Genomic DNA, 18096 nt, shown 5'->3' with positions numbered 1-18096 from the left:
ATTGTTCAGTACTATAACCTTAAGTTATAGTGCCCTGCACATTGGTTCGTCTTGTTCAGTTTTCAAAGGTCTTTGTCGCGCTTGCGACAACTATATTAGTATATCACAGTCACTTTTCTCTGTCAACAGGTTTTTTTAACTTTTTTTAAATCCTATTTCCATCAACCGCGATACACCCATAGTCCGTACGGGATTCGAACCCGTGTTACCGCCGTGAAAAGGCGGTGTCTTAACCCCTTGACCAACGGACCTTGAGCTTTTTCAACTCTTTCTATTATACCTACTTTTAGATTCTTGTCAACTAGTTTGATTTGTTTTTTCTGAAATTTTTTTACTGGTTTTCATAGATTAGTTTTTATAAATAAGAAAGAGAGGATATAATAGTATCCTCTCTTGTATCTTGTCTACTAATATTTTAGTTTTCTTCAGCCATTTTTGATTTGACTTCATCATATGATAGGGCACGTGATTCCTCTTCTACTGATTCAGGCATTTTCCCTGTTTCGTAAAGAGATTTGATTTGTGTACTATCCAATGTTTCATATTTCAATAAGGCTTCTGCAATTAATTTATGCGTTTCACGATTTGATTGAATAATTTCAGCTGCTTTATTACGTGCTTCATTCAACAATGCTCGAACTTCTTCATCAATTTCATATGCAGTACGTTCTGAAATAGATTTTTGTGGAGTTTGAGCACCAAACATAGCATGATTACCTTCGTATTGAACAGGTCCGAGTTTTTCACTCATACCATACTCTGTAACCATTGCACGCGCCATTTGTGTAGCTTGCTCAAAGTCGTTTGATGCACCTGTTGTTTGGACATTAAAGATGATTTCTTCAGCAACACGTCCACCCATCAAACCAGCTAATTGTTCTTTCATATCTTCTTTAGATAGCAACATTTGATCTTCTTTTGGAAGAGCAATCATGTAACCACCTGCACGACCACGTGGAACAATTGTTACCTTATGAACGACACGCGCATTTGATAAGACTAACCCTACGATAGTGTGCCCGGCTTCGTGATAAGCAACCATTTCACGTTCTTTTTGAGAAACAGTTTTATCTTTCTTAGAAGGCCCTGCAATAACGCGGTCTTCTGCCTCATCAATATCAGAAGCATCAATGACTGATTTGTTACGACGGGCAGCAACTAATGCCGCTTCGTTCAATACATTTTCTAAATCAGCACCAACAAAACCTGGAGTTTGTTGTGCTACTAACTTCAAATCCACATCTTCTGCTAGAGGTTTATTTCTAGCATGGACTTTCAGAATTGCTTCGCGTCCTTTAACATCTGGACGACCAACCAATACTTTTCTGTCAAAACGACCTGGACGAAGAAGGGCTGGATCTAGAACATCTGAACGGTTCGTTGCCGCAATGACAATTATCCCTTCATTTCCTTCAAAACCATCCATTTCAATCAAGAGTTGGTTCAAGGTTTGTTCACGTTCATCATTACCTCCACCAAGACCGACACCACGTTGGCGACCAACGGCATCAATTTCATCGATGAAGATAATAGCTGGCGCTGCTTTTTTAGCGTCCTCAAAGAGTGAACGTACACGGCTGGCACCGACACCAACGAACATTTCTACGAAGTCAGAACCTGAAATACTAAAGAACGGTACTCCAGCTTCTCCTGCTACTGCTTTAGCAAGTAATGTTTTACCAGTTCCCGGAGGTCCCTCTAAGAGAACACCAGCTGGGATACGAGCACCTAATTTTGTAAAGCGTTTTGGATCTTTCAAGAATTCAACAACTTCAACAAGTTCTTGTTTTTCTTCTTCAGCTCCTGCTACATCTGAAAAGCGTACTTTGATATCTTCCTTATTAGCAGCCTTAGCTTTACTGCGTCCAAAACTCATCGGATTGCGTCCGCTGTTTCCTCCCATATTTCCCATCATAGAAAATAGGAAGAAGAATAAAATAGCAAATGGCACTACCGAAACTAGGATGTTAATCCACATACCACTTGAGCTTTCGTGCTTGACTTCAACTTGTGTTTGGTGTTCACCAGCTAGTTTTTGCAAATCTGCTACAGTAGTATCCGATGGAAGAATAATACTTGTAAATTTTTCTACTTTTGTTGCAGAAGGTGTGAAAAACTGAATACCTGTTTCCGGTTTTTCTGTTTTAGCAGTTTTATAGACACCAGACACTTCAATAATACTACCACTTGGTTGATAGGTTATTTCTTTTACATTGTCATTAGTGATTTCCTGCACCAATTCTGAGTATTTAATTTGTTGACTGTGCCCGGCAACTCTCCCAGCGAAAAAGTACTGGAATCCCGTTACTAGCAAGAAAATCATCAACAAATAAAGAAATGGATTTTTTATAAAACCATTATTTTGTTTTTGCATTCAACAACTTACCCTTCTATTTTGAGTAAACTTCCTCTTTCAATACACCTACATAAGGAAGGTTACGATAATTTTCATTATAGTCTAAACCATAGCCTACAACGAATTCATTTGGAATTGTAAAACATGTATAATCTGCTTCAATTTCTACAGTACGTCCTTCTGGTTTATCCAGCATAGTAACAATCTTAACAGACGCTGCTTCTCTAGCAGTAAACATATCTCTCAAACTTTTTAATGTTTGTCCAGTATCAATAATATCTTCTACAAAGACAATGTGTCTACCTTTAACATCTTGAGTGACATCTTGTTTGATATTAATGACACCACTACTTACAGTTCCACCATGATAACTAGAAACCATCATAAAATCCATTTCAAGGTGAGTGTCGATATATTTGACTAATTCTGCCATAAAAGGAATAGATCCTTTTAAAATTCCAACTAAAATCGGATTTTTCCCTTCATAATCTTTTGTCAATTGAGCACCTAACTTCTTAGCTGCTTCTGTAATTTCATCTTGCGAAATCATAATTTTCTTGATGTCTTGTTCTAACATGATTTTACCTATCTATTTTTTCTATATAAAGTACAGTGTTCATTATATCATTTTTCGTTTTTATACTCAAATCACTGAGTTCAATTCCTAAAATTGAACAAATCTTTCCGAATTGCTCAACAATAATCGCATTTTTTCGTTTTTCTGCAGGAATTTTTAAATCAATAAAAAGTCGCCTTACTTTTTTTTGATGACCATTTATTATCAAATAATCACCTGGCTGTCGATGCCGCAAAATCAATGATGTTTCACGGGAAACATTTATTTGTTGAACATTTTCACCTTTTAGAGGAATTCCAAATGAAAATAGAAAACCTTCATAATAAACTTGATTTTGATAGTTTAACACACACTCACTACTTTTTTCATCAGACTTTGGTCTGATTTTACCAATTTGAAAGTGCTGGTATTCTTTTATAAGTTCATAACCATTTTTTATATTATGGCGATATTGACTCTTAGTTTTTAAAATATGATGAATTTCTTGAAATTGTTCTCTTGTTACATTTAAATCAGCAAAACGACTAAGGTATTGTTGTAGTAAAACTCCTTGCGTTGCTTCACTAAAAGATAAAAACTGAGTTAAATCTTCTACATCAACTGCTTGAGATAATTCAGCCAGAGCAATTTGATAGTCAGAAACTTCTTTTCCAAACTCTAAAATTGCTTTTTTTACCTGAACATTTTCTTTTTCTAACTGTGGCAGATAGAGGTTGCGAATACGATTGCGAAGATAGTGATTTTCTTTATTCGTTGAATCTTCAAAATGCTCAATTTCAGGAAAATCCTTCTTATAAAAAGACAACAAAGGACGAATCAACTCTCCCTTATCAAACATTTGTCTTTCTTTAATAGCTGATAAATGGTGTAGTCTAACACCTCTAATCAATCGCATAAAGATCGTCTCAACTTGATCATCTGCATGATGAGCTGTTACAAGAGCTGTAGATGAAGTTTTCTCCATCACTTCTCTAAAGAATTCATAGCGAAATTGACGAGCATTCGCTTCTGAAAAATCTCCAGTAAAACAAGCTACATAAATTGGAACTCCAGCTTGTTCAGCTAATTTTCTTAATTCATTTTCTTCATTATCTGACTCTGGTCGTTGTTTATGATTTACATGAGCTAAAAACAATTCAATACCAAGTTCTTTTTGATAGGTCAAAAGAAGTTGAAAAAGAAACATCGAATCCAATCCACCAGACAAGGCCAGCACAACTCTTGAATGTCCTTCAAAGTAACCTTTTTCTAGAAAATGATTTAAAAAATCGCGGTCTCTCATTTTAGGACCTCGTAGACATCCTTAGCAATTTTAGAAATAGTATCGTAATCAGAATTTTTGGTAAAGATTGAAACAACGAAAGGAGAATCTGTATAGACTATTCCCACATCGTGTTTAAATTCATCTGCATCCCCAATTTTATGGGCTACCTTAGCAGAAATATTCTTAGCAATCCGCTGATTATCAAAAGATGTTTGTGAAAGAGATTCTAAAACAAAACCATTCTGATTATAAATAGATTCCATAACTTGACCAGCCATTTTAGCTGAAGCCATCTTATCTGTCACATCCCATTCTTCACCTGCGATAGTAGCCATTTCTTTTTTAAAGGCTTCATCTGATTTATTCGTAATATAATAAGCGAGAATATTATGAGCTACATTGTCAGATTCTTTTGCAGTTTTTGTGATTAAATCTTTGATTGTGTATTCTTTATTGTCCGCTGTTTTAGGGAGACTTCCGCTTCCTTCCGGTTTATAAGAACCAGGGAAATCATTAACTTCGGAAACATACTTCAATTTCGTGTCAAGTTGGTAATCACCTTGATTGATTTTTTCCTGAACAGAATAAAGATAAGGTAATTTCATAACACTAGCAGCATACATTTTCTGATTTTCATTAATGCCAGCTTCCTTACCTGTACTCAATTGTTTAATATAAATAGAGAACTGTTCATTTTGATAATTTGCAGATAGCAACTCTTGTACTTTCTGAATACGATTATCATCATCGGAAATATAATCCGTCGAAATCCAGCCCGTTTGCTTGATATGTATGAATTCACGACCTTCAGCAAAAATAGACATATCTGCTTCAACTTCTTGATAAGGCGCTAAAGTAGACTTTAATTCTTGTTGATCATAAGGACTATTATAAACGACAAATCCCGGTTCTAGCCATACTCGTTTAGAAAAATCGTTTACGATGGAACTATCGTATAAAAGTCGTTTATCAGCCATTACAAATTGATTATTTGACAATTTAAAGACAGGTTGTCCTTGTTTATTTAATCGCCATTCTAAAACAGATAATTTTGTTTCTGCATTTACTTTACCCGATTCATTAATCAGGTCTTCTGTAGAATAAACTGGCGTCTCACCATAAAATTTTGGAGATTCTATAGTATCTTGATAATAAAAATGATACGGAGTATGAGTTAAAGAATAAACTTCTTGTTTTGGAATGATAACTGGATTCTCAGTGCTTACTACTTGAACGCTTTTTAGGAAAATAGGAAGTAGTAATATCACTAAAAATTTACGCATTCTTTTTCCCCTCTTCTTCTTGTAGCCGTAACAGATGATTCTTTTGAGCTAACTCATCTAATTTTTCATCTGACTGACTTAAAAATTTTTCGATAATATCTAATAAATTTTCCATTTCGCATTACCTAGGAAGTAAGTCCGGAATTGTATAAACTTCCTCCCATGTTTTTGAATAATAATATTTTGCACGGGAATATTTAGCCGCATAGGATTCATCTTTTAGCTTAGTTGCTAAACTAGCTTCTTTATCCTTTTCATCGCTCAAGTCCTGATATTGTTTTTTCAAATCAGCTAGTTGCTGGCGACGTGTTAGTAATTGTTGGTAACTTTGTGCTAAATTGTAAGTTGGTAAGATGAATAGCAACATAATCAAAATCAAAACCCAACCCATAAAACGATTACGTTTTTGACGTTCTTCCATCATGTATTTACGTCGTTGGTGTTCATTTTGAATAAATGAATTATTCATTTGGACTATTTTTTTATACATCGTCTTCTACCCTTGTTTCACTGATAATTTCATACATTCCAGCTGCATCTTCTTTTTTTGTGCTATCTTTCATTTCGAGCACCTTTACAAGCAACAATTTATTTCCAAAACGAATTTCAACCTGATCATTGATTTTTAAATCAGTTGAACTTTTAGCAAGGATACCATTAACCTTGATTCGCCCTTTATCTGCAACTTCCTTAGCTACCGTACGGCGTTTAATAATTCGTGATACTTTTAAATATTTATCTAATCTCATCTTATAATACCTCAAATTATTATTGTACCATTTTTATCCCTTTTATAGAAGAAAAAAGGTAAGCCCTAATGTGACTCTTTTAAGTCTTTTATCTTCGCTAACGATTCTCCAAAGGTTAAGAGTCCTTCTAAAATCTCATAGTCTTTTTTATTTCGAATATCAAAAACAACTTCGATTAAACCTTGATTTTCAGAAATATTAGCCTTCAAATTTGTCTGAGAAAGAGCCTGGAAATAATCTTGTGTTAAAAATAGTTGTTGGGATATCTTTTCAAATTGAATGACAAGCTTATTATTTCTTCTTTCAACACGATTGACAAAAACTTTATCAAGATAAGCTTTAGCTAATCCAATTTCTAAGAGGTAAGCAACTACATCTGGATACTCTCCAAATCGGTCTATCAACTCATCTTGTAATTCTTCGTAATTGACACGGTTGTCAATTTGACGAATTCTCTTGTAAATCTCAATTTTATGTCGTTCATCCGAAATATACTCATCTGGAAGATAGGCATCAATTTGTAGAATTAACTCAGCATTTCCTTTTTCACGTTTCTTATCAGTTCCATTCTTCTTAGCAATTGCTTCTTCCAGTAATTGAGAATAGAGTTCAAAACCAACAGAATCGATAAAACCTGACTGCGAACTTCCTAAAAGATTACCCGCTCCACGAATGGATAAATCACGCATGGCAATTTTGAAACCAGAACCCAATTCAGTGAAACCTTTAATTGCCTCCAATCTCTTCTCAGAAACTTCTGTCAATGATTTATCTGGTCTATACATAAGATAGGCATAAGCAATACGATTACTACGACCAACCCGACCTCTTAATTGATACAAGGTTGACAATCCCATATGATCCGCATTTTCGATAAACAAGGTATTGGCATTTGGAATGTCTACCCCTGTTTCAATGATTGTTGTTGTTACTAAAATATCATATTCACCTTCAATAAATTCAAGTAGTGTATTCTCCAAACGAATTTCACTCATTTGACCATGAACAAAACCAATAGAAGCTTCTGGAATCAGTTCTTGTAACTCTGAAACCTTCTTTTCAATCGTGTCAACTTTATTGTAAAGATAGTAAACCTGACCACCACGATCAATTTCTCTCAATACAGCATCTCGAATGACACGATCATTCTGTTCAAGGACATAGGTTTGTACAGGATATCGATTGGTTGGGGGAGTTTCGATGACAGATAAATCTCGAATACCTAGCATAGACATATGTAGAGTTCGAGGAATTGGTGTAGCTGTCAAAGTTAAGACATCAACCTTCTTTTTTAATTCCTTCAAAGCTTCCTTATGTTTGACACCAAAACGTTGTTCTTCATCGATGATGATTAATCCTAAATCAGCAAATTCAACATCTTTAGACAAAACTCGATGGGTTCCTATCAGGATATCAACTTGGCCTTTTTTCAATTTTTCAAGTGTTTCAGTCTGCTCTTTTTTACTTCTAAAACGACTCAAAACATCTACATTGACAGCAAATTGCTCAAATCTTTCCTTAAAATTACTATAATGTTGCTGAGCCAAAACTGTAGTAGGTACTAAAACAACAACCTGTTTATGATTGTTGACAGCCTTAAAAGCAGCTCGCATGGCCACCTCAGTCTTACCAAAACCAACATCTCCAACTAAAAGTCTATCCATTGGTTGAGAAGCCTGCATATCTTTCTTAATTTCTTCGATACTTCGAAGTTGATCTTCAGTTTCAACATAAGGAAAAGCCTCATCAAAAGCAACTTGATCTTCATCATCTTTTGAAAATGCAAAACCTTCAAGTTGACTCCTCTCTGCATATAACTTAATTAAGTCATCTGCAATGTCTTCAACTTGATTTTTAACTTTTTGCTTAGCTTTTTTAAAACGTCCATCGTTTAATTTGTTTAACTTTGGAGCCTTACCGTCACTTGAAACATACTTAGATAAGGTTTGGATTTGTTCTACAGGGATAGAAATTCGATCTCCATTTTGATATTGGATACTTACATAATCTCGGTGAATCCCTTTGAGTTCAATCGTTTCTATTCCTAAATATTGACCAATCCCATGAATTTGATGAACAACATAATCTCCTTTTTGGAGTTCACTATAATCCTTTAATCTTTCAGCATTACTGATATTTTGTCTTCTGTATTTGCGTTTAATTTTCTTTTTGAAAATTTCATATTCAGTGATGAATACAAGATTCTCATCCACAAAATGAAAACCATGACGAAGGTTTCCTTCAACAAGATTGACAGTTCCTTTACAGATTTCACTTTGATTACTATTGTCAACTTTAATGCTATATTCATCAAGAATCGTTGACAGTTTTTTTAGTTCTGTTTGGCTACTTGATTGAAGAACAATCGTATATTTTAATTTTTTATAGCGTTCAATTTCTTCTTTCAGAAAAGAAAACTGATTGAAGAATTCTTGCATTGGATATTGATTAAATTGATAAAGATGATCAAATTTTAGATTTCCAAGTCCCTTTTGAAAATTAGAAAAGAAGCTAGCTGGTAAATATTTTTTAAACTGACTTTCTACGTCAGCAAAATATTGTAAACTTGATACAGCTTTACTGTTGTGTAAATCCTCTGTAAAGTAGCTAGCTGTTTCCTTATCAAAAATATCATACTGATTCATAATTTTTTGAAAATCATCAAAGATAATAGGCACTTGGTTCAAGTAGTCAATCAAGGTCCACTGTTTTTTATAAAAAACAGACAAAAATTTACGAATATCAGCATGAAGAACTTGCTCTTTCGCACAACTAAAAACTTCTTCTAAGTACGACTTTAATGTAGGTGAAATAGTTTTATCCATCTCATGTTCTAAGAATTGTTGACCACGATGATAATCTTCAGTAGCTAGTAAAATATCACTAGCTGGGTAGATTGAGACTTGAGATTGACTATCTTTTGATAATTGTGTATCTGCGTCGAATTCTCTAATCCCATCTATTTCATCACCAAAAAATTCTATTCGGTAAGGAGATAGTTGTGAAGTTTCAAAGATATCTAAAATATCCCCTCGAAGACTAAATTCACCTTGACTTTGAACTTGAGTAACTTTTTTATAACCAAGTGAAATCAATTGACTTTTTAATTCTCTTTGTTCACACTCTTCGCCAACTTCAAGTTTTAACACACTGTTATCAAAGACTTGAGGATCTGGTAAGAATAAACGGCTAGCTGCCATGTTACAAACTAGTATTCCTTTTTGAGATTTATCTCTTAGAAAACGCAAGGCTTCAACTCTTGAAAAAATCTTTTCTTGAGACGATACTAAAAATTCTACCATTGGTGAATCATCTACTAAAAATGGATAAACCATATCAGTACCCAGGATAGAAATTAAATCATTTACTAGACGATCAGCTTCTCCATAAGTAGATGTCATTACTATAATCTTGTTCTGATTTTTAACACTACTTGCAATAGCTAAAGACTTTGCTGAACCAGAGAGACCTAGTAGTAATTCCCTCTGCTTGAGAGATAAATGTTCACTCCATAATTGTATCTGCTTGTTCTCTAAAAAGAATTCGATTAATGACATTCCCTTACCCATTGTATTTCTGCATTATTTTTTCAAAGTTTTTCTCTTGTAAATAACAATTTACAGCATCGTCAACCTTGTCAATAGACTGTAAAATACCTATATAGTCATCCTTGTCAAATTTACTCAAAACGTGGTGAACAACAGACATTCCTTTTTTAGGTCTACCGATACCAATCTTTACACGATTGAAAACCTGTGTACCAATATGTTGGATAATTGACTTGATACCATTATGACCGCCAGCTGATCCTTTAGCGCGAAGTCGAATTTTTCCTACTTCCATGTCAAGATCATCGTAAATAATCAGTAAATCTTCGATATCTAAACCATAGTAGGTTAATAAAGCATGAACTGCTTTCCCACTTTCATTCATAAAAGTAGTGGGTTTTACCAGATAAATTTTTTCACCATTAAGGAAAAATGAAGCTAATTCAGCTTGGAATATTTTATCGTGTGTAAAAGATACATTCTGTTTTTTTGCTAGTTGGTCAATCAACATAAAACCAACATTATGCTTTGTCTCAAAATATTTATCCCCTGGATTTCCCAATCCTACAAGTAATTTTGTCATTTAAATTTCCTTTCAAAAGCTAAAAGGGTTGGAATTTTTTTCCAACCTAATTGACACTATTAAAAATGTTGATTATACGTTAAAGCGGAATTCCATAATATCGCCATCTTGAACGACATATTCTTTTCCTTCTTCACGCAAGCGTCCAGCTTCTTTTACCGCCTTTTCAGAGCCGTATTTAATCAAATCATCATAAGACATAGTCACTGCACGAATAAAGCCTTTTTCGAAGTCAGAGTGGATAATTCCAGCAGCTTGAGGAGCTTTCATGCCACGTTTAAAGGTCCAAGCACGAACTTCTTTTTCACCAGCTGTGAAGTAAGTTCCAAGTCCTAATAGATGGTAAGCTGCACGAGTCAACTTGTCCACACCTGATTCTGTCAAACCAATGGCTTCAAGAAACTCTTTTTTATCTTCATCGTCTAACTCAGAAATTTCTTCTTCAGCACGCGCTGAAATGACTACTACCTCTGCATTTTCTGTTGCTGCGAATTCACGAATTTTCTTCACATAATCAATAGAGTCTGGGTCTCCAACAACATCCTCATCCACATTTGCTACATAAAGAACTGGTTTCGTAGTTAAGAGGAAAAGACCTTTAACAACCTTTTGCTCTTCATCTGTAAATTCAATGGTACGTGCTGACTTACCGTCTTCAAGGACAGGTTTAATCTTTTGGAGAACGTTAAATTCTGCAACTGATTCCTTATCTTTTTGCGTACGTGCCATCTTTTCCACACGCGTATAGCGTTTATTAACAGATTCTAAGTCAGCAAGAATCAATTCTAGGTTAATGGTATCAATATCTGCTAATGGATCTACAAAAGCATCTTCACGACCTTGCTCACGCATGACATTCTCATCATCAAAGGCACGAACTACATGGACAATGGCATCAACTTCACGTATATTGGCCAAGAATTTATTTCCAAGACCTTCTCCTTTTGATGCACCTTTTACAATCCCTGCAATATCTGTAAATTCAAAGGTTGTTGGAACTGTCTTCTTAGGAGTAATCATTTCAGTCAATTTTTGTAGACGTTCATCTGGAACTTCTACCATCCCAACGTTTGGGTCAATAGTTGCAAATGGATAGTTTGCAGCCTCTGCTCCTGCTTTTGTAATTGCATTAAATAGGGTTGATTTACCAACGTTTGGCAAACCCACGATACCTGCTGTTAAAGCCATAATTTCTCATTCTCCGTTCACATTTCAATCTTCAATATTATAACACAAAAAGGGAAAACTTGCTAACCCTCTAACTACTTGCATTTAGTCGATAATTTTACTCATTTTTCTTTCAAAATCATAGCGACTCATCATGACAACATGATCACAATTACTGCATTTTATTTTGATATCTGCACCTAAACGTGTAATTTCCCAACGATTGGCTTTTTTACCTGTAGACTTGATTGTACAAGCGTGTGGTTTTTTCATTTCAACAAAATTTCCAACTTGATACATACTACTCTCCTTTTCATATTTCTGATTATATCATAAAAGAGGTGAGCTAGGCTCAACCTCTTTAACTTAATTTGTACGAACTGGTGTAATCAGCTGCATGAAATCTTCATCTGTATCAGCTGGTACCAAGGTAAATGGACGAACTGCTGAAATGAAACTGATTGTTACCTTTTCACTATTCAAGGCTTTTAGTGCTTCAATCAAGTAAGTTGGGTTAAAGCTAATAGTTAAATCTTCACCAGATACAGCAATTGTATCGATTTCTTCGTTTACTTTACCAACTTCTGGAGAATTTACATGAGCTGTAACTACTCCTTGTTTGATTTCTAATTTTACAGTTCCATTTTGAGTAGCACTTGATAAAAGACGTGCACGTTCCATAGATTGACGTAGATTCACAACATCAAAAGTTACTGTCGTATTAAAATCTGTTGGAATCAGACGATCTGTATCAGGATAATTACCTTCTAAGAGACGTGTATAGAAGCTAATATTTTCGCTTCTAAAGAGAATTTGGTTGTTTGCGAAGAAAATCTCTACTGTTTCGATATCGTCCGTAAAAACAGCTGAAAATTCGCGTAGAGAGCGACTTGGGATAACAACATCAAAATTATCACTATTTTTTTCAAGAGTTAATTTTTTCTGGCTGAGACGATGTGAGTCTGTTGCTACTGTTTTTAATTCTTGATGATTACTTAGGACAAAGTGTACACCAGTCAAGATTGGACGGCTTTCTTGTACACTAGCAGCAAAAGCAGTTTCATTGATAATTTTCTTAAGAAGTTTTGTTTCAAGAACTAGAGGATTACTTGCTGCAATTTCCTGAATACGTGGATACTGTTCGCTGTCTTTTCCTTTCAGAGTAATTTCTGATTTTCCACTTGTTAGTACAATTTGATGTTGTTCAATTTCTTTAAAATCAAGAGTCACATCTGGAAGACTAGAAACAACATTGATAAAGAAAGAAGCTTCTAAAAGAATTGATCCTAAAGAGTTAATCAAAAGACCTGCATTTTCATCTTTTTGAGAAATGAAATTCTCAATTGAAATTTGACCATTTGATCCAATTAATGTAATTCCTTCGTTAGTCACATCAATTTTAATAGTTGATAAAACAGGAATAGCATTTTTTGAATTAATAGCACGTTTTGTAATATTTAATGATTGCAGGAATAAATTTTTATTAATAGAAAAATGAATCATGGAATCTCCTTTATTTATTTTTATTATTAGAAGGTTAATAGTAATAGTAGGCTGTGTGAAATCTGTGGAAAACCAAGTTTAGTTTAGAAAAATCAAGAAGTTATACTTGTTTAAAATTTGTTAATAAATCAGTAAAATTTTAAAGACTTATCCACAAGTTATTTAATTTTCTTTTTGATGGTTTCGATTTCTATACGTAATTTATCATCAGTTTCAATCATAGATTTGATTTTTGCATGAGCATGAATGACGGTTGTATGATCTTTACCACCAAATTCTTTTCCGATTTTTGGAAGACTGTTATCAGTTAATTCTCTAGCTAGGTACATAGCAACTTGGCGAGCTAGAACAATACTCTGAACACGTCTAGTTCCCTTCATCTCCTTAACGCTCACATCATAAAATTTTCCGACTTCCTCTTGGATTTTTTCAATCGGAATGACGATCATGGTGCTGACGCTTTGTTTTCTAGCACGTATAGCCTCAGATGCAATATCCACAGTTATAGTGTTGATTTGTTTAACTTTAGCCATGAGACTAATATCTTTGAGCGCACCTTCTAATTCACGTACATTTGAATCAAACTGGCCAGCCAAATATTCGATTGTGTCAGGTTGAAAATGATAATCTAAATCCTCTGTTTTACTATTTAGGATAGCGATACGAGTTTCAAAATCAGGTGGAGTAATATCCGTTGTTAATCCCCATGAGAAGCGCGTGACAAGTCGTTCAGGTAGATTTTCTAGTTGTTCTGGCCTACGGTCACTCGTTAAAACGATCTGTTTATTATTACTATGAAGGTTATTAAATGTGTTGAAAAACTCTTCCTGAGTTTGCACTTTATTTCCACTGAGAGATTGAATATCATCAATAAGAAGGAGATCTATACTTCGATAGGTTTTTTTAAAATTATCCATATCATTGAGTCTTAGATGATCTAAAAATTCATTAATAAAGCTTTCAGCAGGAATATATTTTACACGCGTATTAGGATTTTTTTTGAGAATTTCGTTCCCCAAAGCATTGAGCAAGTGAGTTTTTCCTAAACCGGGTCCACCATATATAAACAGAGGATTATAAGTTAATCCAGGATCTTCAGAGACAGCTAAAGCAGCAGACTTAGCCCAAATATTTCCATCACCTTGGATAAAATTATCAAAAGTATAGATGTCTCTTAATCCTGTTTCTGAATAGGGTATAGATTTTTTAATTTCTTCCTGTTGATGATTACTGTTTTCAACATTGCTTGCTATATCGGAGGTATTAGAATCTTCTTTAGTCAATACATATTGAGCTTTTATTTCAGTATCATAGATTTGAAAACCGACAGCTACAATAATATCATTGAGTTTTGTACTCCAAACCATTTCCATTTCAGATCTGGGCAAAAATATGGTAGCTACATTTCCCTCAACCTTTATTAATTCAGCAGGTGTTGCGTAGAAATCAAACATTGATCGAGTCAATCTCTCTTTAGCTAATTCTAAAATCTGATTCCAAAATTGTTTTTCTTTCAACAACAAACTCCTCCTTTTCTAAATGGTGTAATCTTAAACACTATTTTATCACATAGAAAGCAATTTTTCCACAACTTGTGAAAAACAATCCACAATGTTTAAAAGATTTATCCACAACTTGTGGATAAAAGGTTTAGATTTTGATTTAATAGACTTTTTCTATACTAATCCAGTGGATAAGTATGTGAGTTTAGAAAAATAAAATAACAGCCTTATTTCAGGCTGTTAATAAAACGTTGGTATTCTTCTTGATTATGAAAAGAGATAGTTATTTTTCCTGCCTCTTTTTTTTGAAGGACGATTTGGACATCTAATCCCAACAATTTTTTCAAATTTTCTTCTTCTTCTTTGATAAAGTGATCTTTTTCTTTGGTTTTCTTCTTATTTTTTTCTTCTTTAAGTAGATGTTCCACCTGCCGAACTGATAAATCCTCTTTCTGAATGCGATTGAGTAAATTTTTTTGTTCTTTCAAAGGTAGTTGGATTAGAAGTCTAGCATGTGCTTGAGACAATTTTCCAGTTTCTACTTCTTTTAAAATAAAATCAGGGAGCGTTAGCAATCGAACAAGATTAGTGATATAAGGGCGTGATTTCCCCATTTTTTCAGCAATGTCTGCATGAGTATATCCTTTATCAATTAAAGATTGATAAGCTTTTGCTTCTTCAATCGGATTTAAGTCTTCTCGTTGTAAATTTTCAATGATTGAGTGAACCATCATATCCTGATCAGATAATTTTTTGATGATTACAGGAATTTCTGATAGCCCAGCTGCTATCGATGCCCGATACCGTCTTTCTCCAGCTAGGATTTCATATCCGATAACTGGAGATTGACGGACAATAATGGGTTGAATTAAACCATTTTCTTTAATAGATTGGGCAAGTTCTTGAATTTTTTCTTTTGAGAATTCTTTACGAGGTTGATAGGGATTTTTTTGAATATCACTGATACGAATTAGTTTGAGTTCTTCCATATTTCTACAGTATCATATCTTTAATATTCTGTAAAGTAGGTTTACAAATATGTAAACTATTAATTTAAATCACTTGTACTCTTATCTAGTTTGATTGTAGTTTTTTCTTCTTTACCATTACGGTAATAAGTTACAGTCATTTCATCACCAATAGAGTGACTGTAAAGTGCATTTTGTAATTCAGTAGTAGAAGAAATTTTAGTATCATCTATTTTTGTGATAACATCATATTGTTGTAAATGTCCATTTGCAGGCATGTTCTTTTGAACAGAACGAACAGCTACACCAGAAGTAACGTTGTCAGGAAGTTTTAATTTTTGAAGGTCAGCTGTGCTGAGGTTTGTTAAGTTAACCATGTGGATACCAAGCGCTGGTCGAGTTACTTTTCCATCTTTTTCTAATTGTTTAATAATATTAATAACATCATTTGCAGGAATAGCAAAACCAAGGCCTTCTACAGATGTTCCACCATTTGAGGCAATTTTACTTGATGTAATACCGATAACTTCTCCCTGAATGTTAATCAAAGGACCTCCAGAGTTACCAGGGTTAATAGCTGTGTCTGTTTGGATGGCATTTGTTGAAATGGCTTGACCATCTTCAGCTTTCAAAGAAACATGTCTGTTCAAGCTTGATACAATCCCTTGAGTAACTGTATTTGCATATTCTGAACCTAAAGGACTACCGATTGCGATAGCCGTTTCTCCAACAGCTAATTGACTTGAATCACCAAACTCAGCAACTGTAGAAACTTTTTCTGAAGATATTTTTACTACTGCAATATCAGAATAGGTATCAGAACCAACAATTTCACCTGGGACTTTTGTTCCATCAGTCAAACGAACGTCAACTTTTTTAGCGCCATTAATAACGTGAGTATTAGTAACTAAATAGGCAGATTCACCTTCTTTTTTATAAATAACACCAGAACCTTCACTGTTAATTTGTTCAGTGTTTGAATCTGTATCAGTATCATCAGTTCCAACAAAACCACCTTGAGAGTTTTCTGAATAAGTGATAATCGATACAACTGCATCTTTAACTTTATCTACAGCCTGTGTGGTAGAATTTTCATTTTTCGAAGCAGTCTGAGTGACTGCTGCACTATTTTGTTCTCCACCTCCTTGCTTTTGGTTGAACTGAAGAACAGCCAAACTTCCTAATAGACCACTAAAAAAGCTAATAAGAATAACTAGTAAAAGTTGTCCAATTGTTTTTGAAAACTTGTTTAAGTTTTTCATAGAATCCTCCATATTTGATTAATTAGTGAAAGTATAAGATTATTAACTTAATTCTAACTTAAAAAACTTAAGTTTTCAACAATCTGTGGATAATTGTTGAAAATTTGTGAATTTATTGTGTTTTTCACCTTTTTCATTTGTGAATAAGATGTGAATAGAACACGATTATGGTAAAATAGAAGCATGAAAATTAAACTTGTAACAGTTGGAAAACTAAAAGAAAAGTATCTCAAAGATGGAATTGCAGAATATTCTAAAAGAATATCACGATTTGCTGCCGTAGAAATGATCGAATTAGCTGATGAAAAGACTCCCGATCGTGCTAGTGATTCTGAAAATGAAAAAATCTTGGATTTAGAGGGAAATCGAATCCTTTCCAAAATTGGGGATAGAGAATTTGTTGTCGTTTTAGCTATTGAAGGGAAAACCTTGTCTTCTGAAGAATTCAGTAAACAGTTAGAACAAGCATCTATTAATGGTTTTTCAACCTTAACCTTTGTTATCGGTGGGAGTTTAGGACTCTCTCCTCAAGTAAAAAAGCGTGCGAATCTATCCCTTAGTTTTGGTCGTTTAACTCTTCCTCACCAATTAATGCGTCTAGTTCTTGTAGAACAGATATATCGAGCCTTTACCATCCAACAAGGTTCTCCCTATCATAAATAGGATTGACTATTTTCGATTATTTTGATAAGATAAACTAGTTAGGTCTCATAGCTCAGCTGGATAGAGCATTCGCCTTCTAAGCGAACGGTCGCAGGTTCGAATCCTGCTGGGATCATATACTAGATTTAACGCTGGGGAAACCCAGCGTTTTTTGTAAAAATTGACAGTTCAGGTACAAAAATGTGCAGTTGAGAATGATCACTTATAATATAAATCACATTTTGTATAATAGATTGGTAAGTTCATTTATAAGAAAAAAGAGAAAACATTATAGGGAGATATAATGGATTTATTGAAAATACTCATAGTTATTCTTCATATTCTTATTCTAACAAATAGCTATGAACTCATTTGTAAGGCAACAAAAAAAGAAAGATATCTGTTTATTTCTTGGGTATTTATATTACAGTTTATAGTTGAAGTTTTATTCTATTTTATTTATCTAGATGGATTTGGAATGGAAAAAATTTCATTTACCTGTATTATATTTTTTTATTTAATAGGGTTAAAAAAGTTTGATAAATACAAAGCTATTTTTATCAGTCTGCTATTGTCTTTATTATATCATAGCACTCATACTTTTTTATCCGTAACCATATCCTCTGTTACAGGTGATTCTTTTGTAACCAAATATGAAGATTTGTTTTTTGTAGTAGTTTTATTGCTGACTT

Annotated in this window: 16 protein-coding genes, 2 tRNA genes and 1 pseudogene; 3 read left to right on the top strand and 16 right to left on the bottom strand. The window is 33.9% G+C overall.

Annotated features, from left to right (window positions below; genetic code table 11):
- Positions 1 to 179: 179 nt before the first annotated feature.
- The 16 genes from NML75_RS08580 to NML75_RS08505 form a co-directional block, all read right to left on the bottom strand.
- A tRNA-Glu gene (locus tag NML75_RS08580) sits at positions 180 to 251 on the bottom strand.
- Positions 252 to 415: 164 nt separating this feature from the next.
- Positions 416 to 2374, bottom strand: a complete 1959-nt coding sequence (gene ftsH, locus NML75_RS08575; RefSeq protein ID WP_070677781.1) for an ATP-dependent zinc metalloprotease FtsH — start codon at positions 2372 to 2374, stop codon at positions 416 to 418.
- Positions 2375 to 2390: 16 nt separating this feature from the next.
- Positions 2391 to 2933 carry a hypoxanthine phosphoribosyltransferase gene (hpt, locus tag NML75_RS08570; protein WP_004250918.1) on the bottom strand — a complete coding sequence of 181 codons (543 nt, stop codon included), beginning with the start codon at positions 2931 to 2933 and terminating at the stop codon, positions 2391 to 2393.
- A gap of 4 nt (positions 2934 to 2937) precedes the next feature.
- A complete protein-coding gene (gene tilS, locus NML75_RS08565; RefSeq protein WP_004250920.1) occupies positions 2938 to 4215 on the bottom strand; it encodes a tRNA lysidine(34) synthetase TilS in 1278 nt (425 codons plus the stop codon).
- Positions 4212 to 5480 (bottom strand): serine hydrolase, encoded by a 1269-nt coding sequence (locus NML75_RS08560; protein ID WP_004250922.1) that lies wholly within the window; start codon positions 5478 to 5480, stop codon positions 4212 to 4214. The genes tilS and NML75_RS08560 overlap by 4 nt, the downstream gene beginning before the upstream one ends.
- Positions 5473 to 5595, bottom strand: coding sequence for an SP_0009 family protein (locus NML75_RS08555; protein WP_004250924.1), 123 nt, complete (start codon positions 5593 to 5595; stop codon positions 5473 to 5475). Before NML75_RS08555 ends, NML75_RS08560 begins: the two co-directional genes overlap by 8 nt.
- A gap of 6 nt (positions 5596 to 5601) precedes the next feature.
- The gene (locus tag NML75_RS08550) at positions 5602 to 5970 is read right to left on the bottom strand and encodes a septum formation initiator family protein (RefSeq protein WP_004250925.1); all 369 of its coding nucleotides are present in this window, start codon (positions 5968 to 5970) and stop codon (positions 5602 to 5604) included.
- Positions 5963 to 6229: an RNA-binding S4 domain-containing protein gene (locus NML75_RS08545; protein WP_004250926.1), complete on the bottom strand. Its 267-nt coding sequence runs from the start codon at positions 6227 to 6229 to the stop codon at positions 5963 to 5965. Before NML75_RS08545 ends, NML75_RS08550 begins: the two co-directional genes overlap by 8 nt.
- A gap of 65 nt (positions 6230 to 6294) precedes the next feature.
- Entirely contained in the window at positions 6295 to 9798 is a 3504-nt protein-coding gene (mfd, locus tag NML75_RS08540; RefSeq protein ID WP_254804372.1) for a transcription-repair coupling factor, read from the bottom strand.
- Positions 9791 to 10360, bottom strand: coding sequence for an aminoacyl-tRNA hydrolase (gene pth / locus NML75_RS08535; RefSeq protein ID WP_070677787.1), 570 nt, complete (start codon positions 10358 to 10360; stop codon positions 9791 to 9793). The genes mfd and pth overlap by 8 nt, the downstream gene beginning before the upstream one ends.
- Positions 10361 to 10432: 72 nt before the next feature.
- Complete coding sequence (gene ychF, locus NML75_RS08530) at positions 10433 to 11548, bottom strand: redox-regulated ATPase YchF (protein ID WP_074324764.1); 1116 nt, start codon at positions 11546 to 11548, stop codon at positions 10433 to 10435.
- Positions 11549 to 11632: 84 nt separating this feature from the next.
- Entirely contained in the window at positions 11633 to 11827 is a 195-nt protein-coding gene (locus NML75_RS08525; protein WP_004250933.1) for a DUF951 domain-containing protein, read from the bottom strand.
- A 66-nt stretch (positions 11828 to 11893) separates the two neighbouring features.
- A complete protein-coding gene (gene dnaN, locus NML75_RS08520) occupies positions 11894 to 13030 on the bottom strand; it encodes a DNA polymerase III subunit beta (protein WP_070677791.1) in 1137 nt (378 codons plus the stop codon).
- A 158-nt stretch (positions 13031 to 13188) separates the two neighbouring features.
- On the bottom strand, positions 13189 to 14547 hold the full coding sequence (gene dnaA / locus NML75_RS08515) for a chromosomal replication initiator protein DnaA (protein ID WP_225750758.1): 1359 nt from the start codon (positions 14545 to 14547) through the stop codon (positions 13189 to 13191).
- Positions 14548 to 14759: 212 nt separating this feature from the next.
- Positions 14760 to 15521 carry a ParB/RepB/Spo0J family partition protein gene (locus NML75_RS08510; RefSeq protein ID WP_070677793.1) on the bottom strand — a complete coding sequence of 254 codons (762 nt, stop codon included), beginning with the start codon at positions 15519 to 15521 and terminating at the stop codon, positions 14760 to 14762.
- A gap of 59 nt (positions 15522 to 15580) precedes the next feature.
- Entirely contained in the window at positions 15581 to 16762 is a 1182-nt protein-coding gene (locus NML75_RS08505) for a S1C family serine protease (RefSeq protein ID WP_254804371.1), read from the bottom strand.
- Between the two features lie 183 nt (positions 16763 to 16945).
- Between NML75_RS08505 and rlmH the strand changes: the two genes are divergently transcribed.
- The 3 genes and pseudogenes from rlmH to NML75_RS08490 all read left to right on the top strand — a co-directional run.
- Positions 16946 to 17425, top strand: coding sequence for a 23S rRNA (pseudouridine(1915)-N(3))-methyltransferase RlmH (rlmH, locus tag NML75_RS08500; RefSeq protein WP_070677796.1), 480 nt, complete (start codon positions 16946 to 16948; stop codon positions 17423 to 17425).
- 41 nt (positions 17426 to 17466) lie between these two features.
- Positions 17467 to 17540: transfer RNA gene (locus tag NML75_RS08495), tRNA-Arg, on the top strand.
- A 168-nt stretch (positions 17541 to 17708) separates the two neighbouring features.
- A pseudogene (locus tag NML75_RS08490) lies at positions 17709 to 18096 on the top strand (competence system sensor histidine kinase ComD); the annotation flags it as partial.

Source organism: Streptococcus sp. CF4-3 (assembly GCF_024295385.1).
Classification (GTDB): Bacteria; Bacillota; Bacilli; order Lactobacillales; family Streptococcaceae; genus Streptococcus; species Streptococcus infantis_I.
Note: the sequence above shows the minus strand (reverse complement) of the source record. Positions and strands in the feature narration are given on the sequence as shown.